Consider the following 23489-nt stretch of genomic DNA (forward strand, 5'->3'; position numbering starts at 1 on the left):
GACTTCCCCTACACCTTCGACGGGTACGCCGCGTTCCTGGACCGGTTCGCCTGGGGCAGGCGGTGAGCCAGGAGGGGTTCATGGACGAGTTCGTCGGCGAGGTCGCCGACCATCTCGTCGAACGGATCAGCCCCGACCTGTGGCGGCTGTCGTGGCCGCTGATGGACACGCCCACCCGCCGTGAGATCGCCGTCGGCCTGATGGAGGGGCTCAAGGAGAACCTCGACTGGCTGCCCCGCTACCCAGGCCTACCTGAGGGAGCACCGGCCGCCCACGCTGGTCGTCTGGGGTCCGCAGGACGGTTACATGCCCGAGGGCGCCGCTCGCGCCTACCTGCGCGACCCGCCGGACGCCGAGCTGCACCTGCTGGATGGCGGGCACTGGGCGCTGGAGACCGACCTGGACGAGATCGTCGCCCTCGTCCGCGCCTTCCTGTCCCGCCTCGCGCCCGGTAGCGCCTCAGGCCGGTAGGGGCGGTGGCTAGTACCGGTAGTGGCGGTGTCCGCGCCCGCCGAGGGACTTGCTGAGGTGGAAGCCGCCAGGAAGCCTGAGCGTGAGGTGGCGGCGGCCGTCGGGAGTGGTGCTGACGTGGAACCTGCGGTTGCCGAAGCTGTGGCCGACCCCGTGACGAGAGAGGTGGATCCTGAACGGTCCCACCTTGATCGACTTGCGGTAGTGCCAGCCCATCGAGCCTCCTTGGGGAAAAGTCCGTGGTGCCCTGAAAACGAAGGGCACCACGGATGAGTTCCCTGATCAGCGGCGAGAGCCGCTCCCCAGAGTCTTGCGCCAGTGCAGGCCACCGGGGAGGTTCACCGACAGCGTCCGCCGCCCGTCGGCCGTCCTCGTCACGCGGAAGGCCCTGTTGCCCCAGCTGTGGCCGACGCCGCCGCGGGACAGGTTGAGTCGGAACGGACCTATTTTGATGGACTTCCTGAAGCTCCAGCCCATGAATGCCTCCATCGGGGGAAAGGTGACGCACCCCCGGCTACCCGTGACGATCGTTTCCAACCTGTCCCCAGGGTGAGAGGAGCCCCGCGCCACAGCTCCCTGCAAGGGCCTTCCGGTGAGCCGCCTCCTGGGGTCAGCCGCCGGGCGTGGGAGAGGGCGGCTGGGGTGCGCGCGGGGGCATGCCGGGGAAGACGGCGACCGCGGGGCGGAAGCCGTACGACCTGACGGCCGACTCCTGCATGGCGAGCGCCGCCATGCGGCGCGTCGTGGCCTGGCCGGCGGCGGCCAGCTCCAGGTAGGCCGCGGTGACGCCCGCCTCCACGAGGACGGCCAGCCGCACGGCCTCCGTCGCGTTGTCCGGCATCACGGGCAGCGAGTAGGCGGCCTCGGGTTCGGCCGGCTTGCCGCCGCCCGACGAGATGAGCGCGCGCAACTGGTCGCGTCTGGCCCTGTGGGCGTCGAAGGCGGCCGTCACCTTGTCCCGCAGCGCGCCGGTGGTGCGCGCGCCCATCAGGCCGTAGGCGTAGACGGCCGCGTGCTCGGCGGCCAGCGCCTTGTTCATGGCCACCAGGTCGTCGGCCGCCGCGGCCCTCACAGCGACCTCGGCAGGGCGACGGCGTGCAGGGCCTCGCAGGCCCCGATGCTGGCGATCAGCTGGGCCAGCGAGGGGGAGGCGGTGCCGAGCTGGCGGGCGCGCATGGCGGCGGCCTTCCGCTCGGTGTCGCGCAGCCTGGTCAGCGACACCTTCGGCGGCTTCTTCGACGGCGAGGGCTTGACGGAGGGCGTGGCGGGGGCCGGTGGCAACGGCTCGGCGGAAAGCCGCTCGCGCAGCGCGGCCAGGTGCTGCTCGTGACGCTCCTTGAACGGCGCCAGCTTCGCGCCGTCCGCGCCCACCAGGGCGGCGTAGAGGCCGATCGTGCGTTCCTTCTCGGCGATCAGCTCGCGCAGCAGCAGCTGTTCGGGGTCGGGCGCCTTCGAGGCGGCGGGCTCGGGCGGCCCCGCCGTACAGCCGGAGAGCGCCGCCATCGCCGCGCCGCCCGCGAGCACGGCACGCCGGGACAGGGGACGCAAGGAGAACCTCCGGTCGGGTGAGGAAGGCACACAGCATCGTAAGGGCTGACACGTGCCGTTGGCGCGTTCCGCCCGACCGTGCCGTGGTGCGATATGGTCTCGCTCTCAACGAGTCTCCGCCGCCCGACCCTGTCGAGTGGCGCTCTTTCCGTGCCTTGGTACCGATAGGGTTATTGAGCAGTCGTCGACTGAGCGGCCGCCATCACGGGCGGTCATGGATCGCAACACAATAGGGAGGTCGATATGGGCAGCGCATCATCCCGCGACCACCTGATGAAGCTCCTGGAGCCCGTCGTCGCCACCGCAGGTCTCGACCTGGAGGACGTCACGGTCACCCGGGCGGGCAAGCGAAGCCTGCTGCGCGTGGTCGTCGACAAGGACGGCGGGGTGACGCTCGACGACATCGCCGAGGTGAGCCAGGCGGTGTCCGACGCGCTCGACGGCGACGACACCATGGGCCAGTCGCCCTACACGCTCGAGGTCTCCTCGCCGGGCGTCGACCGCCCGCTCACCGAGCCGCGCCACTGGCGACGCGCTGCCAAGCGCCTGGTCAAGGCGGATCTGCGCGACGGCGGCCTGGTCGAGGGCCGCATCCGCGGCGCCGACGACGAGGGCGTGGAGATCGACGTCGACGGCGCGCTGCGCAGGATCGACTATCAGGACCTGACCCGAGGACGGGTACAGGTGGAATTCCGCCGGTTCGAGGACGAGGAAGACGACCTCGACGACGGCGACGAGGGCTAAGGGGGAAGCCTCGTGGACATCGACATGAGCGTCCTGCGCAGCCTTGAACGGGAGAAGGACATCTCCTTCGACCTGGTCGTGAAGGCGATCGAGGACGCGTTGCTGATCGCCTACTTCCGCACGGAGGGCGCCGCGGCCAAGGCCAGGGCGGAGCTCGACCGCGCCACCGGGCACGTCACCATCTACGCCGCCGAGCTCGACGACGAGGGTGACATCGTCAGGGAGTTCGACGACACCCCCGGCAACTTCAGCCGCATCGCGGCCACCACCGCCAAGCAGGTCATCCTGCAGCAGCTGCGCGACGCCGAGGACGAGATCAACTTCGGCGAGTTCGCCAGCCGCGAGGGCGAGCTGGTCTCCGGCGTGATCCAGCAGGGGCAGGACCCCCGCGTGGTGCTCGTCGACCTCGGCAAGATCGAGGCCGTGCTGCCCCACAACGAGCAGGTCCCCGGCGAGGACTACGTGCACGGTGAGCGCATCCGCGCGTACGTGGTGCAGGTGAAGAAGGGCCACAAGGGCCCGTCGGTGACGCTGTCGCGCACCCACCCTGGGCTGGTGAAGAAGCTCTTCGCCCTGGAGGTGCCCGAGATCGCCGACGGCACCGTCGAGATCGCGGCGGTCGCGCGCGAGGCGGGGCACCGTACGAAGATCGCGGTTCGCTCCCGCAAGCCGGGCGTCAACGCCAAGGGCGCCTGCATCGGGCCGATGGGCTCGCGCGTGCGCAACGTGATGACCGAACTCCACGGCGAGAAGATCGACATCATCGACTGGTCGGAGGACCCTGGGGAGTTCGTCGGGAATGCCCTGTCCCCCGCGCGTGTTTCGCATGTCGAGGTTCTCGATCTGGAAGGCCGTGTGGCGCGCGTCACAGTGCCCGACTACCAGCTCTCCCTGGCCATCGGCAAGGAGGGGCAGAACGCCCGGCTGGCGGCGAGGCTCACGGGGTGGCGGATCGACATCCGTCCTGACACCCAGGCGGATGATCCCGCCGGTTCCGTAGATGCGTCCAAGCGGTAAGCTGGAATATGGTGGCCAGGCGGCCCCGCTGAGAACATGCGTGGGCTGCAGGGTTCGCACGGCTAAGTCCGAGCTGCTCCATCTGGTGCTTGTCGAGGGCCACGTGGTCCCTGACCTGCACGGACGGCTTCCCGGCCGAGGTGCCTCGCTGCATCGCGACCTGAGCTGTCTGGAGCTTGCCGAGCGTCGCCGAGCGTTTCCGCGCGCTTTTCGCGTGCCGGGGCCGCTTGACGTCTCGCGACTGCGAGCGCACCTAGAGGGAGAACCACATGTCATGTAGGACGCCGAGTTGATGGGCGGAGTCAGATTGCTATGAGCGCCTGATGAGCACGCGGCGATGAAGACGTCAAGGTAACGACGGTCCGGACGGCACTGCCAGCCTCCCGGGCCGAGTAAGGGAGTGCAGTGGCGAAGGTCCGGGTATACGAGCTCGCTAAGGAGTTCGGCGTTGAGAGCAAGGTCGTCATGGCCAAGCTCCAGGAGATGGGAGAGTTCGTCCGTTCGGCGTCCTCGACCATCGAAGCGCCGGTAGTCCGCAGGCTCACCGAAGCTTTGGGCGTATCCAAGCCCTCGAAGGGCGGCGGTTCGTCGTCCAAGCCGCAGCCGCCGAAGGCTGCGCCCCGGCCGGCTGACAGCCAGGCCGGTAACGGCGCCGCGGAGGCGCCTGTCTCGTCGAGCCCGCGTCCGGGCCCGATTCCGAAGCCGGGGCCGCGCCCCGGTCCCGCCGGTGGCACTCCGCGCCCGCCGGTTCCCATGCCTCACCAGACGCAGCCGGAGGCCGCGCCCGCGGAGGCTCCTCGCGAGGCCCCGCAGGCCCCGCAGGCTCCCAGGTTCGAGGGCCCGCGCCCGACGCCTGGTCCCCGTCCGGGTCCCGCGGCCCGTCCCGGTCCGCGTCCCGGTCCCGCCCAGCAGGGCGGCCGTCCCTCCGGCCCCGGTGGTCAGCAGTCCGGCGCACCGCGTCCCGGTGGCCAGGGCGGACCTGGCGGCCAGCGCGAGGGTGGGCGTCCGGGCCCGAAGCCGGGTCCGCGTCCGGGTCCCCGTCCTGGCAACAACCCGTTCTCGTCCAACGCGACCGGCATGGGCCAGCGTCCGCCGCGTCCCGGCGGTCCTCGTGAGGACCGTCCTCGTGAGGACCGTGGTCCGCGTCCCGGTGGTCCTGGCGCCGGCGCGCCGCGTGACGGCGCCATGCCGCGTCCGCCCGCCGGCCGTGGCCAGGGCGGTCCCGGCGCCGGTGGTCCGCGTCCCGGACCTGGCGCGGGCGGTCCGCGTCCCGGGCCCGGTGCGGGTGGTCCCCGTCCCGGCGGGCCGCGTCCCAACCCGATGATGATGCCGCAGGGTCGTCCTGCCGGCCCCGGCGGCGGTGGCGGCGCAGGCCGTCCCGGCGGTGGCGGCGGTGGTCGTCCCGGCGGTGGCGGCGGTGGTCGTCCCGGTGGTGGCGGCGGCTTCGGCGGTCGTCCCGGCGGTGGCGGTGGCGGCGGCTTCGCCGGCCGTCCCGGCGGTGGCGGCGGCGCGGGTCCGCGCACCGGCACCGGCGGTCCCGGTGGCGGCGGCGGTGGTTTCGCCGGTCGTCCCGGTGGCGGCGGTCGTGGTCGCGGCGGCGGTACGGCAGGCGCGTTCGGCCGTCCCGGCGGCCGTCCCGCGCGTGGTCGCAAGTCCAAGCGTCAGAGGCGCCAGGAGTTCGACAACATGTCGGCGCCGGCGATCGGCGGCGTGCAGGTTCCTCGCGGCAACGGCGCGACGATCAGGCTCCCGCGTGGTGCGTCGCTGTCCGACTTCGCCGACCGCATCGGCGCCAACCCCGCCTCGCTGGTGCAGATCATGCTGCACCTCGGCGAGATGGTGACCGCCACGCAGTCGGTCAACGAGGAGACCCTGCAGCTGCTGGGCGCCGAGCTCGACTACAACATCCAGGTCGTCAGCCCGGAGGAGGAGGACCGCGAGCTTCTCGAGGCCTTCGACATCGAGTTCGGCGAGGACGAGGGCGACGAGGGCGACCTCGCCGCGCGTCCGCCGGTCGTGACCGTCATGGGTCACGTCGACCACGGTAAGACGAAGCTGCTCGACGCCATCCGCAACACCAACGTGGTGGCGCGCGAGGCCGGTGGCATCACCCAGCACATCGGTGCCTACCAGGTCGCCACCGAGCACGAGGGCGAAGACCGGAAGATCACCTTCATCGACACCCCCGGTCACGAGGCGTTCACCGCCATGCGTGCCCGCGGTGCCAAGGCCACGGACATCGCCGTCCTGGTGGTCGCGGCCGACGACGGTGTGAAGCCGCAGACCATCGAGGCGCTCAACCACGCCCAGGCGGCCGACGTGCCCGTCGTCGTCGCGGTCAACAAGGTCGACAAGGAGGGCGCGGACCCGAACAAGGTGCGGGCCCAGCTCACCGAGTACGGCCTGGTGGCCGAGGAGTACGGCGGCTCGACCCTGTTCGTCGACATCTCCGCCAAGAACGGGACCGGCATCGAGAATCTCCTCGAGGCCATCCTGCTCACCGCGGACGCCGAGCTCGACCTGCGGGCCAACCCGTCGATGGACGCCCAGGGCATCACCATCGAGGCGCGCCTGGACAAGGGCCGCGGCCCCGTGGCGACCGTCCTGGTCCAGCGCGGCACGCTGCGCGTCGGCGACTCCATCGTCTGTGGCGAGGCCTTCGGCCGCGTCAGGGCGATGCTCGACGACAACGGCGACCCGGTGGAGGAGGCCACGCCGTCCTTCCCGGTCCTGGTGATGGGTCTGACCGCCGTCCCGAGCGCGGGAGACAACTTCATCGTCGTCTCCGACGACCGGATGGCCAGGCAGATCGCCCAGCAGCGCGCGGCGCGCAAGCGCAGCGCCGACATGGCGAAGTCGAGCCGTCGCCGCACCCTCGAGGAGCTGTTCAGCGACCTCGAGAAGGGCCGCGTCGACGAGCTCAAGCTCATCATCAAGGGTGACGTGTCCGGTTCGGTCGAGGCGCTGGAAGACGCCCTGCTCAAGATCGACGTCGGCGACGAGGTCAGGCTCCGTGTCCTGCACCGCGCCGTCGGTGCGATCACCGAGTACGACGTCAACCTGGCCGTCGCCGACGACAACGCGGTCATCATCGGCTTCAACGTCAGGCCCGAACCCCGGGCCCGCGACCTGGCCGAGCGCGAGGGCGTCGACATCCGCTACTACTCGGTCATCTACCAGGCGATCGAGGAGATCGAAGCGGCGCTCAAGGGCATGCTCAAGCCCGAGTTCGAAGAGGTCCAGATGGGCACCGCCGAAGTCCGCGAGGTCTTCAAGGTGCCGAAGATCGGCAACGTCGCCGGTTCGCTGGTCCGCTCGGGCACGATCGTGCGCAACAGCAAGGCCCGGATCATCCGGGACGGTGTCGTCATCGCCGACAACCTCACCGTTTCGTCGCTGCGTCGCTTCAAGGACGACGCGACCGAGGTCCGCGAGGGCTTCGAGTGCGGTATCGGTGTCGGGTACAACGACATCAAGCTCGACGACGTCATCGAGACGTTCGAGATGCGGGAGAAGCCGCGCGTGTAACGCGCGGTAGGGCGCCTGGCGGAGTGTTCGCCGGGCGCCCCTCGCACGCCCGGGTCCCTTCGGACCTCCCACCCGTGTCCCGGAGCGCGCTTCGGCGCGTCCCGGTGACACAGGTCAGGGCCTGCCCGGCATCGCCGGGCTCCGCACTCTCCCTGGTCCCCCTGGGCAGGCCGGGACCCGTGCCTTCCTGGATCCCTCCAGGGCGGCGCGGACCGGTGTGCGCGGGGGTCCCCCCGGAGCGGGTGGGTCTCGCGTCGGCTGGAGCCGTACGGGTAGGTGGGGTGTGCAGTCTCACCCAGGCGAACCGGACTAACGGGTCGTGTGGGAGCGTTGTCGATACTGGTGCCGATCGTGTGCGCACGGACGGCGCCGCACCGCATACCGGGGGACGGCCCGGGTGTGCGGGGCGTGCGAGGAACCGGGTAGGGCCTTCCACCGCGGCCCGTCCGGACGGCCTCGCACGCGACCGGAAAACGGACTCGCGGTGGTTGCCAACGATGTATGTCGGTGCCCTGACCCTGGACATCCTGCTCGGCGACGTTCACTCGCTGAAACAGAAACGATCCGTGGTGCGTCCCATCGTCGCCGAGGTGCAGCGGCGCTTCCCCAGCGTCGCGGTAGCCGAGACCGGCCATCTCGACCTGCATCGCAGGGCGGAGATCGGCATCGCCGTCGTCTCCGCCACCGCGGGCAACTGCGGTGAGGTGATGGACGCCTGCGAGCGGTTGGTGGCCTACCGCCCCGATATCGAGTTGCTGTCGGCCAGGCAGCGGCTCTACAACGACGAAGATTGACCGAGCACTAGGGGGATCGAAGATGGTGGACGCCGCACGAGCGCGCAAGCTCGCCGACCGCATCCAGCAGGTCGTCGCCGAGATGTTGGAGCGCCGGATCAAGGACCCGCGGCTGGGCTTCGTGACCGTGACCGACACGCGCATCACCGCTGACCTGCGGGAGGCGACGGTCTTCTACACGGTGTTCGGCTCCGAGGCCGAGCGGGCCGACAGCGCCGCGGCGCTGGAGAGCGCGAAGGGCGTCATCCGCTCGGAGGTGGGCAGGCAGACGGGCGTCCGCTTCACGCCCACGCTGACGTTCAAGCACGACCCGTTGCCCGACAGCGCTCGCCAGATGGACGAGCTGTTCGCGGCGGCGAAGGAGCGTGACCAGGAGGTCGCCAAGCGCGCCGAGGGCGCCTCCTACGCGGGTGAGGCCGACCCGTACAGGAAGCCGGAGCTCGACGAGGAAGAGGACGAGCCCTCCGACCGCGCGGGATACTCCGCGACGTGACGCCGGACGTGCGCGACGAGACCCTCCGCCCGTCCGCCGGCCCCTCCCAGGGGGCGGCGGGCGGGGGTGCGGCGCGCCCCGCGTCCCAGGACCGCGACCCCGAGCGCGCGGGCGTGAGCGCGCAGGCGGGTGGCGGCCCTGCCGGTGGCGCGGCGAAGGCGATCCCCGAGCCGGCATGGGACAGGGCGCTCGACCTGATCCGCGGCGCCGACGAGGTGGCGCTGGCCTGCCACATCTCGCCCGACGGAGACGCGCTCGGCTCGATGCTGGCCGCGGCCAAGGCGCTGAAGGCGATGGGCAAGCGGGTCGTGGCCTCCTTCGGGGACCGCAGGTTCGCGGTGCCGCGGCTGCTGCGCTTCCTTCCGGCCCAGGACCTGCTCACGGTCCCCTCCGCCTTTCCCTCCGAGCCCGAGGTGATGATCACCTTCGACTCCTCGACGCTCGACAGGCTGGGTCTGCTGGCGGTCAACGCCGCGAAGGCGCGCGAGGTCATCGTCATCGACCATCACGCCTCCAACGACGGCTTCGGCACCGTCAGCCTCATCGATCCCGGTGTGGCGGCGACGGCCGTCCTCACCGAGGAGCTGATCCGCCGCCTCGGGGTGCCGCTCGACCGCGACATGGCGACGCTGCTGTACGTGGGGCTGGTGACCGACACGGGGTCGTTCAGGCACTCCTCGACCACGCCCGCCGCGCACGAGATGGCGGCCAGGCTGGTGGCGGCGGGGCTGCGCACCGACGAGATCGCCCGCGAGCTGTGGGACCGCTCTCCGTTCGGCTACCTGAAGGTGCTCGGGGCGGCGCTCGAGCGCGTGGTGCTGGAGGACGACCTGGTGTGGACGTACGTCACCCACACCGACAGGGCCGCGTACGGCCTGCCGTACGACGAGGTGGAGGGGATCATCGACGTGATCCGCCGCACCGACGAGGCCGATGCCGCGGTGGTGCTGAAACAGGACGACGACGGCGTGTGGCAGGTGTCCACCCGCTCCAAGGGCGGCGCGGACGTCGGCGCGATCTGCACGGCGCTCGGCGGCGGCGGGCACGCCTACGCGGCGGGGTTCACCTCGCACGACAGCGTGGAAGTGACGATGGACCGGTTTCGAGAACTGCTGAGGAAAAGGTAGATGGCCGAGAGCGGTCTGATCATCGTGGACAAGCCCGCCGACTGGACCTCCCACGACGTGGTCGGCAAGATGCGGCGCATCGCGGGCACCAGACGGGTCGGGCACGCCGGCACCCTCGACCCCATGGCGACCGGGGTGCTGGTGATCGGTGTGGAGAAGGCGACCAGGTTGCTCGGGCACCTGGCGCTGACCGAGAAGGTGTACGAGGCGACGATCAGGCTCGGGGTCACCACCAACACCGACGACGCCGAGGGCGAGGTCACGGCCACCGCGCCGACCGACGGCGTGACGACCGAGGCCGTGCGCAAGGAGATCGAGGCGCTCACCGGGCGCATCATGCAGGTGCCTCCGCAGGTCTCGGCGATCAAGGTGAACGGCGAGCGCGCCTACAAGCGGGCCAGGGCCGGCGAGGACGTCGAGCTGGCGGCCCGGCCCGTCACCGTGTACGACTTCGACGTCACGTCCATCGACGGACCCGAGGTCAGGGCCACGATCAGGTGCTCCAGCGGGACCTACATCAGGGCGCTCGCCAGGGACCTGGGGTCGGCCCTCGGGGTCGGCGGTCACCTGACGTACCTGCGCAGGACCAGGGTGGGGCCCTACGACCTGTCCCTCGCCAAGACGATCGACGAGCTGGCAGGGGAGTGCGTGGTGCTGCCGATCGGGGAGGCGGTGTCCGCGGCCTTCCCCCGGCGGGACGTGAACGCCGACGAGGCGCGGGTGATCTCGCACGGGGGGCGGCTGCCTTCGGCGGGGCTCGGCAAGGGGCCGATCGGGGTATTCGGGCCCGAGGGCGAGTTGCTGGCGCTGGTGGAGGAGCAGGGGCGCCTGGCCAAGCCCCTGGCGGTCTTCGTCGGCTGATTCCTCGCCGCACGGGCGGGACGTCGCCGCCGAGGTTCTCAGGCGAGCCGTGGCCCGGTGGCGGAGCTCACGGCTTGCGGGCGACCATGATGTCGCGGACGATCGCCTGGTCCACCCAATGGGCGAAGTCGGGGTAGTCCCGCACGTCGAGTCCGTTCGAGGTCAGGATCGCCGCCAGGTCGTCGCGTGAGCCGCCGTAGGTGTTCCACGCGATCCCGATCGCCCCTCCGGGCCGCAGTAGCTCGGCCCACACCGGCACCGCCTTGGCGATCAGGTCGAGGGGGCTGCGCGACAGGCCGGTGGAGCCCTTGCTGCCGTGCTGCACGCCGTACGGCGCGTCGGTCACGATGACGTCGAACGAGCGCGGCTTGAAGAACTCGCGGCTGCGCAGGGTGTCGGCGTTGACCACGGCCACCTGCTGCGTCTCGCCCGCCTTGTAGGCCTCCTTCGACAGCCCGAAGCTCACGTTGAGCCGCCGCCCGACCAGCGCTCGCTCCCGCCTGACGGGCACGGTCTCGGCGGTGTGCTTGAGCCGCTTGTTCTTCAGCCACGTCCTGAGGAAGCCGCTGTAGGCGTCGAAGTCCTTGCCGTCGACGTCGATCCCGTAGGCGTCGTAGCCGTACATGAGGGCCTGGTTGAGGGTCGTGCCGCGCCCGCACATGGGGTCGAAGACCGACAGGTGGCCGTCCAGCGGGAAGTCGGAGGCGAGCACGGTGACGTTGAGCAGCAGCTTGGTGAAGTGTTCGTTGGTCTTGCCCGCGTACTTCTGGATGGTGATGAGGTCGCTGGAGAGCCGGTCGAGCGGGCGCATCTCCATGGGCCTCAGCAGGTCGCCCTCGACGCCGAAGATCGCGTAGACGGAGGACAGGTTGGACAGGAGCGCGAGGTCGGGCTCGTCGGCCTCGAACGTCACGTACGGCACGCCGCCGATCCGCGTCTCCTCCACGTCGGAGACGGCGGCGAACACCTCCAGCTCACCGTGGGTCAGGCGGATGGAGCTCTCGCCGTAGACCCGGTTGTAGGCGGGCAGGATCAGCAGCGCGTATCGGGACATGCAGCGGATGGTACCGCGCGGCCGTTTGCGCTGTTCCCGACGGGAGCGCGGTGACGGTACTCACCCCGTTGCGAACCACCCCGCGGGGCATGGCACGCTTGAGGGTGATTGATCCGCCACGAGACGAATGGGGCGCGGGCGTGCAGGAGTCGGAAAGATCCGTCGTCACGATCGGCGTGTTCGACGGCGTGCACCGCGGCCACCGGCGAGTGGTCGAGCGCGCCGTGGCCGTCGCCCGATCGCGCGGCCTGCCGTGCGTGGCCGTCACGTTCGAGCCGCATCCCGCCGAGGTCGTCAGGCCGGGTACCCAGCCGCGCCGGCTGACCACGGTGAGGCACAGGGCGGAGCTGCTGACCGCGCTGGGCGTGGACGAGGTGTGCGTGCTGCCGTTCACGATGGACCTGTCGCGCCTCAGCCCCGCCGACTTCGCGCAGAGCGTGCTGGCCGATCGGCTGCGCGCCGCGGTGGTCGTGGTCGGCGCGAACTTCACCTTCGGCCACAGGGCGGCCGGTGACCCCTCGACCCTGCGCGAGCTGGGCGACAAGTACGACTTCACGGTGGAGGAGATCCCCCTGGTGTCCGGTGTTTCATCCACTCTTGTCCGCGAGCTCGTCGCGGCGGGGGACGTCGAGTCCGCCGCCGAGGCCCTCGGCCGCCCGCACCGGGTCGAGGGCGTCGTCGTCCGCGGCTACCAGCGCGGCCGCCAGCTCGGCTTCCCCACGGCCAACGTCGAGACCCCGCCGAACACCGCCATTCCCGCGGACGGCGTCTACGCGGGCTGGTTGCGGTGCGTGGCGGTCGGCAACCTGCCCGCGGGCTACGACGGCTGCGTCTGGCCCGCGGCCATCTCGGTCGGTACGAACCCCACCTTCGAGGGCGTGCCGCGGACGGTGGAGGCGTACGCGCTCGACAGGGACGACCTCGACCTGTACGGCATGCACGTGGCCGTCGACTTCGGCGCGCGCCTGCGCGGGAACACGAAGTTCGACTCGATCGAGGCGCTCATCGCCCAGATCCACGCCGACGTCGACGAGGTCCGCCGCCTGACCAGCTAGAGGCCGGTCGGACAGGGGTGTCCACGGGTGCCTCCCGCCCGCCCTTCCGCGTGGACTCGCACTCCGCGGCCGGGACTATCGTTGGGGACCTATGGGAGGTCATGTGGACGGATCCGGCGGCCGTCGGGCCCTGGCGACGCTGCGCGCCGACTGCGAGCGCTGCGCCGGGTTGTGCTGCGTCGTGCCCGCGTTCGCGGCCTCGGCCGACTTCGCGATCGACAAGCCGGCGGGCAAGGCGTGCCCCAACCTGCGCGCCGACCACCGCTGCGGGATCCACGCCCGGCTGCGGGAGAAGGGCTTCGCCGGGTGCACGGTCTACGACTGCTTCGGCGCGGGCCAGCAGGTCACCCAGTCGGGCCTCGCCGACAGGGCCGTCGAGGTGTTCCCCGTCATGCGGGACCTGCACGAGCTGCTCTACTACGTCACCGAGGCGCTGGGCTGGCGGGCCGCCGAGCCCGTGCACGGGGAACTGGCGGGTGCCGCCGCCGAGATCGAGGGCCTGATCGGCGGTGACGCCGACGTCGTCGCCAAGGTCGACACGGGAGCGCTGCGCGCGCGGACCAGCCCGTTGCTGCTGAGGGCAGGCGAGCTGGTGCGCAACCACGGTGGCCGGGTGGGGCGCAAGATGAAGATGGACCTCATGGGCGCCAAGCTCAGGGGCGCCGACCTGCGCCGCGCGACCCTGCGGGGCGCCTACCTGATCGGCGCCGACCTCAGAGGGGCGGACCTGCGCGAGGCCGACGTCATCGGCGCCGACTTCAGGAACGCCGACCTCGGCGGCGCCGATCTCAGGGGCTGCCTGTTCCTGACCCAGTCGCAGCTCGACGCCGCCAGGGGCGACGCGGCGACGCGCATCCCCGCGGCGTTCACTCGTCCGGGACACTGGCGACAGCGGTGATCTCCACCCGCTGTCCCGGACAGCCGGGACAGACCCCGCCCAAGGGGCGGAGGTGCTCGGTCGGCGCGGGCAGTGCCTGTCAGACCGGTGGCATCGGGTCGTACTGAATGAACCGCCGCACCTGGGCGGCCCTTTCGACTCCCGCCAGCCTGGCCACCAGGTGGAGGGCCATGTCGATCCCCGCCGACACCCCGGCGGACGTCACCACGTCGCCGTCGTCGACGAACCTGTCGTCCGCCCGTACCTCGATGCTGGGGTCCAGCTCGGCGAGCCGGTCGAGGGAGCCCCAGTGAGTGGTCGCCGGACGGCCCTTCAGCAGGCCCGCCGCGGCGAACACCAGCGACCCCGTGCAGACGCTGGTCATCAGCGGCACCTTCGCCCTCATCTCGCGCACCCACGCCAGGTGCGCCTCGTCCGACACCAGCGGCCTGGTGCCGAGGCCGCCGGGATGCAGCAGCAGGTCCAGGTGACCGACGTCGGCGAAGCCGTACTGCGCGTGCAGGCCGAGCCCCTTCGAGGCGCGGACCGGCCCGGGTTCTCGGGCGAAGGAGACGAGGTCGGCCTCGTCAGGCCGCTGCTTCGACCACATCCCGAACACCTCCCAGGGGCCGACCGCGTCGAGCTCCTCCACGTCGTCGAAGAGCAGGATGCCTATGCGCATGTGGTCCTCCTGATGAAGTGTCGCGGCGCCGGGGAGGTTCCCGGCGGCTCGCCCATCTTCAGGCTGGTCGGAGGTGGGGTCTGGCGGCAAGGACACCATCATGACGATTTCCGCCATGGCCGGCCGCCCATGAACGATGTGTCAGGGGACGGACCGCGATGGTAACCTTGCATGTCGGCTCTGTAACGGTGGCGCTGCGCGCTGCCCTGAAGTGCCTTCTCGCGGCGACTGTAGGCACGCACGGTCGTTCGCTATCTCATCTCATCGACGCGTGTCCGTAGATCGAAGGAGAGCCGTGTCCCTCGACACCGCTGCCAAGAAGGCAATCATCGGCGAGTACGCGACGGCCGAGGGCGACACCGGGTCGCCCGAGGTGCAGATCGCGCTGCTCAGCAAGCGCATCAGCGAGCTCACCGAGCACCTGAAGACGCACAAGCACGACCACCACAGCCGTCGTGGTCTGCTGCTGCTCGTCGGTCGCCGGCGCCGCCTGCTGAAGTACCTGCAGAACAACGACATCGCGCGTTACCGTTCGCTCATCGAGCGGCTCGGCCTGCGCCGATAGACTAAGAAGGGAGCGGCGCACAGGCGCCGCTCCCTTCTCATATAGCTCCCGGCGCGCCTAGTGTCGGACAACTGAATATCCGAGACACACTGAAAGCCCCCGCGTCCGCTACAGCACCATGCGACCCGCGACGCCTGCGGGCCGGTCCTCGGTAGTGGCTTCCGGTCATCGTGACCGGGCGCTTCGATCGAAGACCGGCGCTGCACCTTACGAAGGGTGCCGGTGAAAGAGGGCGCGGGAGACCAACTCATCTAGGAGGTCCCCCGTGGAGGGTGTCCACACCGCCGAAGCCGTCATAGACAACGGCTCCTTCGGCACGCGCACGATCCGGTTCGAGACCGGTCGGCTCGCGCGGCAGGCGGCCGGCTCGGCCGTCGCCTACCTCGATGGCGAGACCATGGTCCTGTCCGCCACCACCGCGTCCAAGAGCCCCAAGGACAATCTCGACTTCTTCCCGCTGACGGTCGACGTCGAGGAGCGCATGTACGCCGCGGGCCGCATTCCCGGCTCGTTCTTCCGCCGTGAGGGCCGTCCCTCCGAGGACGCCATCCTCACCTGCCGCCTGATCGACAGGCCGCTGCGCCCGTCCTTCGTCAAGGGCCTGCGCAACGAGGTCCAGGTCGTGGCGACCGTCATGGCGCTGAACCCCGACCACCTCTACGACGTGGTCGCGATCAACGCCGCCTCGCTGTCCACCCAGCTGGCCGGGCTGCCCTTCTCCGGCCCGATCGGCGGCGTCCGCGTCGCGCTGATCGACGGCCAGTGGGTCGCGTTCCCGACGCATCCGGAGCTGGAGCGGGCCACGTTCGACATGGTCGTGGCCGGTCGCGTCCTCGAGGACGGCGACGTCGCGATCATGATGGTCGAGGCCGAGTCCACCAGGCAGACGCTCAAGCTCGTCGCCGACGGCGCGGTCGCCCCGACCGAGGAGACCGTCGCGCAGGGCCTCGAGGCGGCCAAGCCGTTCATCAAGGTGCTGTGCGAGGCGCAGTCCAAGGTCGCCAAGGTCGCGGCCAAGGAGACGGCCGAGTTCCCCGTCTTCCTCGACTACCAGGAGGACGCGCTCGAGGCCGTCGAGGGCGCGGTCAAGTCCGAGCTCGCCGCGGCGCTGACGATCGCCGGCAAGCAGGAGCGCGAGACCGAGCTCGACAGGGTCAAGGGCCTGGTGGCCGAGAAGCTGCTGCCGGACTTCGAGGGTCGCGAGAAGGAGCTGAGCGCCGCCTTCCGCAGCCTGACCAAGAAGCTCATGCGCGAGCGGGTCATCAAGGAGGGTGTCCGCATCGACGGGCGCGGTCCGAAGGACATCCGCGCGCTCAACGCCGAGGTCCACGTGGTCCCGAGGGTCCACGGCTCGGCCCTGTTCGAGCGCGGCGAGACCCAGATCCTGGGCATCACCACGCTGAACATGCTGCGCATGGAGCAGGTCGTCGACACGCTCAACCCCGAGCGGACCAAGCGCTACATGCACAACTACAACTTCCCGCCCTACAGCACGGGCGAGACCGGTCGCGTGGGCTCGCCCAAGCGGCGCGAGATCGGTCACGGCGCGCTGGCCGAGCGGGCGCTCATCCCGGTCCTGCCGACGCGTGAGGAGTTCCCCTACGCGATCAGGCAGGTCTCCGAGGCGCTCGGCTCCAACGGCTCGACCTCGATGGGCTCGGTCTGCGCCAGCACGATGGCCCTGCTCGACGCGGGTGTCCCGCTCAAGGAGATGGTCGCCGGCATCGCCATGGGCCTGATCGGCGAGGGCGACACCTACGTCACCCTGACCGACATCCTCGGCGCCGAGGACGCCATGGGCGACATGGACTTCAAGGTCGCCGGCACCAAGGACGTCATCACCGCCCTTCAGCTCGACACCAAGCTCGACGGCATCCCGGCCTCCGTGCTGGCCGCCGCGCTGAAGCAGGCCAAGGGCGCCCGCCTGGCGATCCTCGACGTGATGCAGGAGGCGATCGACTCCCCGGCGGAGATGAACCCGACCGCGCCGCGCATCATCACGATCAAGGTCCCCGTCGACAAGATCGGCGAGGTCATCGGCCCCAAGGGCAAGATGATCAACCAGATCCAGGACGAGTCCGGCGCCGAGATCACCATCGAGGACGACGGCACGATCTACATCGGCGCCACCGACGGCCCGTCGGCCGAGGCCGCGCGCAGCGCGATCAACGCCATCGCCAACCCGCACATGCCCGAGGTGGGCGAGCGCTACCTGGGCACGGTCGTGAAGATCGCCGCCTTCGGCGCGTTCGTCTCGCTCATGCCGGGCAAGGACGGCCTGCTCCACGTCTCCCAGATCCGCAAGCTGCACGGCGGCAAGCGCATCGAGAACGTCGAGGACGTCATGAGCGTCGGCGCCAAGATCCAGGTGGAGATCGCCGAGATCGACTCCCGCGGCAAGCTCTCGCTGGTGCCGGTCGAGGTGATCGAGAAGGAGGCCGCCGCCAAGGAGGCCGCCGGCTCGGGCGTCGAGGAGGAGGCCGCTCCGGTCGCCGAGTCGGCCCCCGTCACCGAGGACAAGTCGCGCGAGGACAAGCCGCGTGACGACAAGCCCCGTCGCACCCGCACCAGGGTCCGCAAGCCCGCCGGCGACGGAGAAGACCGGAACTCGTGACCACGACCACACTGCATCCCGGCAAGGACGGTGCCGGGGTCGTCAGGCGCACCGTCCTCCCCGGTGGGCTGCGTGTGGTGACCGAGACCATGCCGACCGTGCGTTCCGTCGCGGTCGGCATGTGGGTCGGCATCGGCTCCCGTGACGAGGCCCCCGAGCACATGGGGGCCACCCACTTCCTTGAGCACCTGCTGTTCAAGGGCACCCCCACGCGCGACGCCATGCAGATCTCCGCGTCCATCGAGGGCATCGGCGGCGAGATCAACGCCTTCACCGCCAAGGAGTACACCTGCTACTACGCGCGGGTCCTCGACGAGGACCTGCCGCTGGCCGTCGACGTGCTGGCCGACGTGGTCACCTCGTCGCTGGTCACCGAGGAGGACGTCGAGTCCGAGCGTGGCGTGATCCTCGAAGAGATCGCCATGCACGACGACGACCCCTCCGACGTGGTGCACGAGCAGTTCTCCTCCGCCTTGTACGGCGACTCGCCGATCGGGCGGCCGATCCTGGGCACCGTCGAGTCCATCAACGCCCTCGGGCGCGACCGGATCGTCGAGTACTACCGCGCCTACTACCAGCCGCCGCGCACGGTCGTCTCCGTCGCGGGCAACATCCGGCACGAGCACGTGGTGGAGCTGGTGGCGCGGGCGTACGAGCGGGCAGGGGCGCTCGCGGGCCCGCGCGAGTGCGCGCCGCCGCGCACCAGCGGTCCAGGAGCGGAGGCCCGCTCCGAGGTCCGGGTGCTCGACCGGCCCACCGAGCAGGCCAACCTCGTGCTGGGCACGACCGGCATGTCGCGCACCGACGACCGCCGGTTCGCGCTGGGCGTGCTCAACGCGGCGCTGGGCGGCGGCATGTCGTCCAGGCTCTTCCAGGAGATCAGGGAGAAGCGCGGCCTGGCGTACTCCGCCTACAGCTACACCTCGGCCTACGCCGACACGGGCCAGTTCGGGATCTACGTCGGCTGCATGCCGTCGAAGATCGACGATGTGCTCCAGATCTGCAGGGACGAGGTGGCCAGGGTCGTCTCCGACGGGATCACCGAGGAGGAGATCCTGCGCGGCAAGGGCCAGATGCGCGGCGGGCTGGTGCTCGGGCTGGAGGACACCGGGTCGCGGATGTCGCGGATCGGTAAGAACGAGCTGGTCTACGACGAGCTGATGGCGGTGGACGAGGTGCTGTCGCGGATCGAGTCGGTCACGCCCGACGAGATCTCGGAAGTTGCCAAGGACGTCCTGAGCCGCCCGCTGACGCTGGCGGTCATCGGCCCGTACGCGGACAAGGACTTCTCCGCGGCGATCGCGTAGCGGTCGCGCGTGTTCCTTCCGCCGTGCCGGCGGGCGCGGAGCCCGCGTCAGTACGGCACGGCGGGGTCGAGGCCACCGGGGTCACCCGGTGGCCTTCCGCTTTCCACGCCACTCCAGCGGGACTCCGGTGCCCGCCGTCACGCCGGGGCCGGCTCGCCGTACAGGATGAACCGGGCGTGACCCCGCTATGGTGGGGGGCGTGATTAGAGTGGGTGTGCTCGGGGCGCGCGGCAGGGTCGGCGTCGAGGTGTGCAAGGCCGTCGAGGCGGCAGGTGACCTGGAGCTCGTGGCGGCGATCGACAGAGACGATCCGATCGAGTCGCTGCAGGGCGCGCAGGTGGTCGTCGACTTCACCCATCCCGACGTGGTCATGGGCAACCTGGAGTGGGCCATCTCCCACGGCATCCACCCGGTGGTCGGCACCACCGGGTTCGACGAGGGGCGGCTGGCCACCGTGCGCGGCTGGCTGGAGCGCTTCCCCGGCACCAACTGCCTCATCGCGCCGAACTTCGGCATCGCGGCCGTGCTGATGATGCACTTCGCCCAGCAGGCGGCCAAGTACTTCGACTCGGTCGAGATCGTCGAGTTGCATCACCCGAACAAGGCCGACGCCCCCTCGGGCACCGCCCGCCGTACCGCCGAGCTGGTGGCCGAGGCGCGCGCGAAGGCGGGGATGGGGCCGATGCCCGACGCGACCAGCTCGGAGCTGGACGGGGCGCGCGGCGCCGACGTCAACGGCGTCCACGTCCACGCGGTGCGGCTGGCCGGGCTGATCGCCCACCAGGAGGTGCTGCTCGGTGGCAACGGCGAGATCCTGACCATGCGGCACGACACGATGAACCGCGCCTCGTTCACCCCCGGCGTGCTGCTGGGCGTGCGCAGGATCGCCGAACTGCCCGGCCTCACCGTGGGCCTGGAACCCCTTCTCGACCTGTGAGAAGAGAATGTGCCCATGCCGAGGCATGGGCACATTCTGTGGAGGGGATTCCGGCCCCGCACGGCCGGGCTCGATCATCACACTAATGCCAAACTCGAGCATCCTCTGAAAGGTGCGTGCGTGTCGGTGGTGCGTTGGGCGGACAAGGGGGAACTGTCGGGCCTGGCCGACGTGGAGAGGGCGGCCGACGGGCTGTTCGCGCAGGTCGGAATCGTTTTCCCGCCCGGGACGACGATGATCGAGGAGTGCGACGACCCGAGCAGGGTGCTCGTCGAGGGCAGGGGCTTCGCCATGATCAGCATGGTGGACGGGAACGTGCACCTGGACCAGCTCGCCGTCCACCCCGACAGCATGCGGCAGGGGATCGGCGGCAGGCTGATGTCGGCCGTGATCGACCACGCGCTGGCCGTGGGCGCGCCGGGCGTGACGCTGACGACGTTCAGGGACGTGCCGTGGAACGGGCCGTGGTACGAGCGGCACGGGTTCGCGGTCATGGACGACCCGGGCCCCGAGCTGAGGGCCATCGTCGAGCACGAGCGTGAGCTCGGCATCGAACTCGCACCACGGATAGTGATGTACCGTCCCGTAGTGTGAGGTTTCGCGATGAACTGTGGCGGGCGATGGACGGCATCTACCGCCAGATCCTGCGGCATCCCTTCCTCGAAGGACTGACCGACGGGTCGCTCCCGCGCGAGGCCTTCCGCCACTACGTCATGCAGGAGGCGCACTTCCTGCCCGACTACGCCAGAGCCCTGGCCGCCTGTGCCGCCAGGTCGCCGCAGCCGGCCGCCGTGCACAGGTTCGCCGCCGACGCGGCCAGGACCGTCGAGGTGGAGCACAGCCTGGTGGTCGAGCTGCTGGCCGCGTTCGGGCTCGACGTGGCCGAGGCGCTGAAGTCGCCCGCCGGGCCGACCACCGTCGGCTACGCCTCGTACCTGGTGCGGACGTGCTCGCTCGGCACGTTTCCCGAGGCGCTCGGCGCGATCGTGCCCTGCTACTGGATCTATGCCCGCGTGGGGGAGAAGCTGCTGGCCGACTCCTCGCCCGACCCGCTCTACGCGTGGTGGATCGAGACCTACGGCGGCGAGGACTACCAGGACACCGTCGCGGGGGTGCTCGACCTGCTCGACGGCCTCTCCCTGACCGCGGACGAGCGCGAACGGCTGGTGGAGCGGGCGGTCACCACCGCCCGTTATGAGTGGATGTTCTGGGACGCGGCGTGGCGCCAGGAGAGCTGGCCATGCGGCTGAGGGACCTCGTCCGCGACGACCACCTCGCACTGAAGGTGCTGACCGGGCACGACCTGCTCGACCGCAGGGTGCGCGGCGTCGCCACCACGGACCTGCCCGACCCGTCGCGCTTCGTCAAGCCCGGTGAGCTGGTGCTGACGGAGCTGACCTGGCACACCGGCGCCGATTCGTCCACCGCGTTCGTGCGCAGGCTGGGCGAGGTGGCGGCGCTCGTCTGCGGCACGGGGCTGAAGGTGCCGCCGTCCGACCTTCTGGACGCCTGCGCCGCCGCGGGGCTCCCGTTGCTGACGCTGCCGGTGGACGTGCCGTTCAGCCGGGTCACCGAGCACGTCCTGCGAGCGCTGATCGCCGAGCTCGGCGCTACTCCCCGCAGGCCGTACGGCGGGCGCAGGCGCCTGGCCAGCACCCTGGTGGACGGCGGCAGCCTCACCAAGCTGGTCGACACCGTCGCGGGTGAGCTCGACGTGCCCTGCTGGGTGATGTCGCCGACCGGACGCGTGATCGTCGGCTCGCAGCCGCTCGACGAGGACTCGCGCGCCCGCCTCGCTCACACGTTCCTGACCGCGCGTTTCCTGCCCGGCATGCTCGATCGCCTGTCGGTCTTCCCGATCAGCAAGGGCGCCCCCCACCGGATCGCCAACTGGTTCCTCGCCTACAGAGGGGAGGGCGTGCCGGGCGACAGCGAAGACGTCCTGGTCGAGCTGGCCGCCCTCGTCGCGCTCGAACGCTCGCGGCTGGAAGCCGCCCAGCGCATCGAACGCCGCGTCCTGGACCAGCTCCTGCGGCTGCTGGAGTCGGGCGACGCCTCCCTGCCGGGAGTCGTCTCCCGCCTCCACACCCTCCACGTGGAGACCGAGCACGGGTTGCTGGTCGTCGCGCTCACGGCCGGTGGGCCCGAGACGGGCGTCGCCGTACTCGACGAGCTGCTCCGCCCCCTGGCCCCCGGCATCGTGACCGCCTCGGGGGAGGAGGCCGTCGCGCTGGTCCCTCTCGCGGGCAACAGCGCGGCCGAGCTGACCGAGCACCTGGTGAAGGGCGCGCGGATCCTCGAAGCGGGCCTGGGAGAGGAACGCATCGCGCTCGGCGTCAGCAGCGTCACGACGGGTCCCGCCGGGCTGAGCGGGCTGATCGAGGAGGCCAGGCACGCCCGCTCCCTCGCCTCGCTCGGCGCGGACAGGGTCAGCGTGGTCACCGGCGACGACGTCAGCTCGCACCGGACGCTGCTGGCGGCGATCCCCGACCCGCTGCGCCGCTCGTTCAGGGCCCGGCTGCTGGGGCGGCTGGAGGCCTACGACGCGACCAACCAGACGGACCTGCTGGAGACGCTGGAGACGTTCCTCGATGAGTCGGGATCGTGGTCGGCGACGGCCGACCGGTTGCACGTGCACGTCAACACGCTGCGCTACCGGTTGAAGCGCATCGAGGAGCTGACCGGCCGGTCCCTGAACTCGTGGGACGAACGCGTGGACTTCCTGCTCGCCCTGCGGATGCGCTAGCCGTTGAGAAGGATCTTCAGCAGCTCGTCGGGCGCGTCCCGCATGAGGTTGTGCCTGCTGTCCAGCGCGTGTGTCGTCCACGTCGGGTCGTCGCGCAGCCGCTGGTAGATGGGGGTGAACGGCGACTCGCCCGCCCATCCGGCCGCGTAGACGTAGTCCCTGCGCCGGAACCGGCCGAGGTCGTCGCTGAGCTGGATCGGCTGGAGCAGCGAGGCGAGCGGGTGGGGGGTGGCCCGCGGGTCGAAGAACGGCAGCGGCCGTACGGCGTGGCCGCTGTCCGTCACGTCCATGTACCAGGCGCGCTCCTGGTCGGAGACGAGGGTCCAGCAGGAGTCGCCGTGCCGTGGCACGACGGCGTCCAGGTAGACCAGGGAGCCGACCCGCTCGGGGACACGGTCCGCGGCCCCGGTGATCACCATGCCGCCGTAGCTGTGGCCGACCAGCACCGCGTCCTCGACGTTCTCGACCTGGAGCACGCCGACCACGTCCTGGACGTGCGTTTCGAGGTTCACTCCCGCGTTCAGCAGGTGGCCGCGCTCGCTGAGTCCGGTCAGTGTCAGCGGGTACACGCGGTGACCGCGCTGCCGTAGCCGTTCGGTGAGCGGCTCGTAACTCCAGCCGCCATGGCACATGCCGGGAACGAGAACGAACGTCGCCACGATCACACTCCTCGATCGGCGGGGCGGGCGGGTGTCAACGGGTGGGTGGGACGAATTCGGGCTGGTCGAGCAGGCGCAGCCAGCTTCCGTCGGGCTGGCGCCTGACGACCTGGGCTCGGGCGCCGGCCCCGTCCTTGGGCGGGGTCGAGGTGAGGGCGATGTCGCCGCTGACCAACGTCGGGAGCGGCTGTTCAGGCTCGAAGCGGGGACGGCCGGCCAGCACCTTCTCCCACAGCGCGCGGATCGCCTGCCTGCCCACGGTCTGGCTGCCGGGCGGGTAGGCCAGCACCGCCTCCTCCTCGTAGAGGGCGGCGACTCCTTCCGCGTCGCCGGCGTTGGACCGTTCGACGAACAGGCGGGTGATGTCCTCGGGCCGCATGGCCTTCTCGTACTCCGGCATGACTTCCTCC

The 23489-nt window shown here is 70.7% G+C and carries 26 protein-coding genes; 18 read left to right on the forward strand and 8 right to left on the reverse strand.

Annotated features, from left to right (window positions below; translation table 11 throughout):
- Nucleotides 1–306: 306 nt before the first annotated feature.
- Nucleotides 307–471 carry an alpha/beta fold hydrolase gene (locus tag ACFSKW_RS46580; RefSeq protein ID WP_379581044.1) on the forward strand — a complete coding sequence of 55 codons (165 nt, stop codon included), beginning with the start codon at nucleotides 307–309 and terminating at the stop codon, nucleotides 469–471.
- A gap of 9 nt (nucleotides 472–480) precedes the next feature.
- Here the strand turns inward: ACFSKW_RS46580 and ACFSKW_RS46585 are convergent, their stop codons facing one another.
- The 4 genes from ACFSKW_RS46585 to ACFSKW_RS46600 all read right to left on the reverse strand — a co-directional run bounded on the left by ACFSKW_RS46585 (nucleotide 481) and on the right by ACFSKW_RS46600 (nucleotide 2019).
- A complete protein-coding gene (locus tag ACFSKW_RS46585) occupies nucleotides 481–687 on the reverse strand; it encodes a DUF4236 domain-containing protein (protein WP_379581045.1) in 207 nt (68 codons plus the stop codon).
- A 66-nt stretch (nucleotides 688–753) separates the two neighbouring features.
- Nucleotides 754–960, reverse strand: a complete 207-nt coding sequence (locus ACFSKW_RS46590; RefSeq protein WP_379581046.1) for a DUF4236 domain-containing protein — start codon at nucleotides 958–960, stop codon at nucleotides 754–756.
- A gap of 121 nt (nucleotides 961–1081) precedes the next feature.
- Entirely contained in the window at nucleotides 1082–1543 is a 462-nt protein-coding gene (locus tag ACFSKW_RS46595) for a ferritin-like domain-containing protein (protein WP_379581047.1), read from the reverse strand.
- Nucleotides 1540–2019: a hypothetical protein gene (locus tag ACFSKW_RS46600; RefSeq protein WP_379581048.1), complete on the reverse strand. Its 480-nt coding sequence runs from the start codon at nucleotides 2017–2019 to the stop codon at nucleotides 1540–1542. The genes ACFSKW_RS46595 and ACFSKW_RS46600 overlap by 4 nt, the downstream gene beginning before the upstream one ends.
- A 243-nt stretch (nucleotides 2020–2262) precedes the next feature.
- Between ACFSKW_RS46600 and rimP the strand changes: the two genes are divergently transcribed.
- The 8 genes from rimP to truB all read left to right on the forward strand — a co-directional run bounded on the left by rimP (nucleotide 2263) and on the right by truB (nucleotide 10583).
- Nucleotides 2263–2763, forward strand: a complete 501-nt coding sequence (gene rimP, locus ACFSKW_RS46605; protein WP_379581049.1) for a ribosome maturation factor RimP — start codon at nucleotides 2263–2265, stop codon at nucleotides 2761–2763.
- 12 nt (nucleotides 2764–2775) lie between these two features.
- Nucleotides 2776–3780, forward strand: coding sequence for a transcription termination factor NusA (gene nusA, locus ACFSKW_RS46610; RefSeq protein ID WP_379581050.1), 1005 nt, complete (start codon nucleotides 2776–2778; stop codon nucleotides 3778–3780).
- On the forward strand, nucleotides 3764–4060 hold the full coding sequence (locus ACFSKW_RS46615) for a YlxR family protein (RefSeq protein WP_379581051.1): 297 nt from the start codon (nucleotides 3764–3766) through the stop codon (nucleotides 4058–4060). Before nusA ends, ACFSKW_RS46615 begins: the two co-directional genes overlap by 17 nt.
- A gap of 125 nt (nucleotides 4061–4185) precedes the next feature.
- A complete protein-coding gene (gene infB / locus ACFSKW_RS46620) occupies nucleotides 4186–7308 on the forward strand; it encodes a translation initiation factor IF-2 (RefSeq protein WP_379581052.1) in 3123 nt (1040 codons plus the stop codon).
- A gap of 497 nt (nucleotides 7309–7805) precedes the next feature.
- Complete coding sequence (locus ACFSKW_RS46625; protein ID WP_354906737.1) at nucleotides 7806–8102, forward strand: DUF503 domain-containing protein; 297 nt, start codon at nucleotides 7806–7808, stop codon at nucleotides 8100–8102.
- Nucleotides 8103–8124: 22 nt separating this feature from the next.
- Nucleotides 8125–8595 carry a 30S ribosome-binding factor RbfA gene (gene rbfA / locus ACFSKW_RS46630; RefSeq protein ID WP_379581053.1) on the forward strand — a complete coding sequence of 157 codons (471 nt, stop codon included), beginning with the start codon at nucleotides 8125–8127 and terminating at the stop codon, nucleotides 8593–8595.
- Nucleotides 8592–9722, forward strand: a complete 1131-nt coding sequence (locus ACFSKW_RS46635; RefSeq protein WP_379581054.1) for a DHH family phosphoesterase — start codon at nucleotides 8592–8594, stop codon at nucleotides 9720–9722. Before rbfA ends, ACFSKW_RS46635 begins: the two co-directional genes overlap by 4 nt.
- Nucleotides 9723–10583, forward strand: coding sequence for a tRNA pseudouridine(55) synthase TruB (truB, locus tag ACFSKW_RS46640; protein ID WP_379581055.1), 861 nt, complete (start codon nucleotides 9723–9725; stop codon nucleotides 10581–10583).
- Between the two features lie 67 nt (nucleotides 10584–10650).
- Here the strand turns inward: truB and ACFSKW_RS46645 are convergent, their stop codons facing one another.
- Nucleotides 10651–11637 (reverse strand): TRM11 family SAM-dependent methyltransferase, encoded by a 987-nt coding sequence (locus tag ACFSKW_RS46645; RefSeq protein ID WP_379581056.1) that lies wholly within the window; start codon nucleotides 11635–11637, stop codon nucleotides 10651–10653.
- A gap of 89 nt (nucleotides 11638–11726) precedes the next feature.
- Between ACFSKW_RS46645 and ACFSKW_RS46650 the strand changes: the two genes are divergently transcribed.
- Nucleotides 11727–12692, forward strand: a complete 966-nt coding sequence (locus tag ACFSKW_RS46650) for a bifunctional riboflavin kinase/FAD synthetase (protein WP_379581057.1) — start codon at nucleotides 11727–11729, stop codon at nucleotides 12690–12692.
- 103 nt (nucleotides 12693–12795) lie between these two features.
- A complete protein-coding gene (locus tag ACFSKW_RS46655) occupies nucleotides 12796–13590 on the forward strand; it encodes a pentapeptide repeat-containing protein (protein WP_379581058.1) in 795 nt (264 codons plus the stop codon).
- Between the two features lie 79 nt (nucleotides 13591–13669).
- Here ACFSKW_RS46655 and ACFSKW_RS46660 read toward each other — a convergent pair whose 3' ends face one another.
- Nucleotides 13670–14251: a DJ-1/PfpI family protein gene (locus ACFSKW_RS46660; RefSeq protein ID WP_379581059.1), complete on the reverse strand. Its 582-nt coding sequence runs from the start codon at nucleotides 14249–14251 to the stop codon at nucleotides 13670–13672.
- A gap of 295 nt (nucleotides 14252–14546) precedes the next feature.
- Here ACFSKW_RS46660 and rpsO point away from each other — a divergent pair, with 295 nt between their 5' ends.
- The 7 genes from rpsO (at nucleotide 14547) to ACFSKW_RS46695 (ending at nucleotide 22420) form a co-directional block, all read left to right on the forward strand.
- Complete coding sequence (gene rpsO / locus ACFSKW_RS46665; RefSeq protein ID WP_379581060.1) at nucleotides 14547–14816, forward strand: 30S ribosomal protein S15; 270 nt, start codon at nucleotides 14547–14549, stop codon at nucleotides 14814–14816.
- 265 nt (nucleotides 14817–15081) lie between these two features.
- On the forward strand, nucleotides 15082–17430 hold the full coding sequence (locus tag ACFSKW_RS46670; protein ID WP_379581061.1) for a polyribonucleotide nucleotidyltransferase: 2349 nt from the start codon (nucleotides 15082–15084) through the stop codon (nucleotides 17428–17430).
- The gene (locus ACFSKW_RS46675; RefSeq protein ID WP_379581062.1) at nucleotides 17427–18737 is read left to right on the forward strand and encodes a M16 family metallopeptidase; all 1311 of its coding nucleotides are present in this window, start codon (nucleotides 17427–17429) and stop codon (nucleotides 18735–18737) included. Before ACFSKW_RS46670 ends, ACFSKW_RS46675 begins: the two co-directional genes overlap by 4 nt.
- Nucleotides 18738–18936: 199 nt before the next feature.
- Nucleotides 18937–19674, forward strand: a complete 738-nt coding sequence (dapB, locus tag ACFSKW_RS46680; RefSeq protein WP_379581063.1) for a 4-hydroxy-tetrahydrodipicolinate reductase — start codon at nucleotides 18937–18939, stop codon at nucleotides 19672–19674.
- Between the two features lie 120 nt (nucleotides 19675–19794).
- Nucleotides 19795–20268: a GNAT family N-acetyltransferase gene (locus ACFSKW_RS46685; protein WP_379581064.1), complete on the forward strand. Its 474-nt coding sequence runs from the start codon at nucleotides 19795–19797 to the stop codon at nucleotides 20266–20268.
- Nucleotides 20265–20924, forward strand: coding sequence for a TenA family protein (locus tag ACFSKW_RS46690; RefSeq protein WP_379581065.1), 660 nt, complete (start codon nucleotides 20265–20267; stop codon nucleotides 20922–20924). Before ACFSKW_RS46685 ends, ACFSKW_RS46690 begins: the two co-directional genes overlap by 4 nt.
- Nucleotides 20915–22420 (forward strand): PucR family transcriptional regulator, encoded by a 1506-nt coding sequence (locus tag ACFSKW_RS46695; protein WP_379581066.1) that lies wholly within the window; start codon nucleotides 20915–20917, stop codon nucleotides 22418–22420. The genes ACFSKW_RS46690 and ACFSKW_RS46695 overlap by 10 nt, the downstream gene beginning before the upstream one ends.
- Here ACFSKW_RS46695 and ACFSKW_RS46700 read toward each other — a convergent pair.
- A complete protein-coding gene (locus ACFSKW_RS46700) occupies nucleotides 22417–23079 on the reverse strand; it encodes an alpha/beta fold hydrolase (protein ID WP_379581067.1) in 663 nt (220 codons plus the stop codon). The genes ACFSKW_RS46695 and ACFSKW_RS46700 overlap by 4 nt on opposite strands.
- Nucleotides 23080–23113: 34 nt before the next feature.
- Complete coding sequence (locus ACFSKW_RS46705; protein WP_379581068.1) at nucleotides 23114–23479, reverse strand: YybH family protein; 366 nt, start codon at nucleotides 23477–23479, stop codon at nucleotides 23114–23116.
- Between the last annotated feature and the right edge of the window lie 10 nt (nucleotides 23480–23489).

The organism is Nonomuraea mangrovi, assembly GCF_042681425.1.
Taxonomy (GTDB): Bacteria; Actinomycetota; Actinomycetes; order Streptosporangiales; family Streptosporangiaceae; genus Nonomuraea; species Nonomuraea mangrovi.

What these genes read in the sequence shown, in the direction of transcription:
- ACFSKW_RS46705 (WP_379581068.1), bottom strand. Translation starts at nt 23,479, where the DNA reads ATGCCGGAGTACGAGAAGGCCATGCGGCCCGAGGACATCACCCGCCTG.
- ACFSKW_RS46695 (WP_379581066.1), top strand. Translation starts at nt 20,915, where the DNA reads ATGCGGCTGAGGGACCTCGTCCGCGACGACCACCTCGCACTGAAGGTG.
- ACFSKW_RS46585 (WP_379581045.1), bottom strand. Translation starts at nt 687, where the DNA reads ATGGGCTGGCACTACCGCAAGTCGATCAAGGTGGGACCGTTCAGGATC.
- ACFSKW_RS46615 (WP_379581051.1), top strand. Translation starts at nt 3,764, where the DNA reads ATGCGTCCAAGCGGTAAGCTGGAATATGGTGGCCAGGCGGCCCCGCTG.
- ACFSKW_RS46660 (WP_379581059.1), bottom strand. Translation starts at nt 14,251, where the DNA reads ATGCGCATAGGCATCCTGCTCTTCGACGACGTGGAGGAGCTCGACGCG.
- ACFSKW_RS46650 (WP_379581057.1), top strand. Translation starts at nt 11,727, where the DNA reads ATGGCACGCTTGAGGGTGATTGATCCGCCACGAGACGAATGGGGCGCG.
- truB (WP_379581055.1), top strand. Translation starts at nt 9,723, where the DNA reads ATGGCCGAGAGCGGTCTGATCATCGTGGACAAGCCCGCCGACTGGACC.
- ACFSKW_RS46590 (WP_379581046.1), bottom strand. Translation starts at nt 960, where the DNA reads ATGGAGGCATTCATGGGCTGGAGCTTCAGGAAGTCCATCAAAATAGGT.
- rbfA (WP_379581053.1), top strand. Translation starts at nt 8,125, where the DNA reads ATGGTGGACGCCGCACGAGCGCGCAAGCTCGCCGACCGCATCCAGCAG.
- ACFSKW_RS46625 (WP_354906737.1), top strand. Translation starts at nt 7,806, where the DNA reads ATGTATGTCGGTGCCCTGACCCTGGACATCCTGCTCGGCGACGTTCAC.
- ACFSKW_RS46580 (WP_379581044.1), top strand. Translation starts at nt 307, where the DNA reads ATGCCCGAGGGCGCCGCTCGCGCCTACCTGCGCGACCCGCCGGACGCC.
- ACFSKW_RS46645 (WP_379581056.1), bottom strand. Translation starts at nt 11,637, where the DNA reads ATGTCCCGATACGCGCTGCTGATCCTGCCCGCCTACAACCGGGTCTAC.
- rimP (WP_379581049.1), top strand. Translation starts at nt 2,263, where the DNA reads ATGGGCAGCGCATCATCCCGCGACCACCTGATGAAGCTCCTGGAGCCC.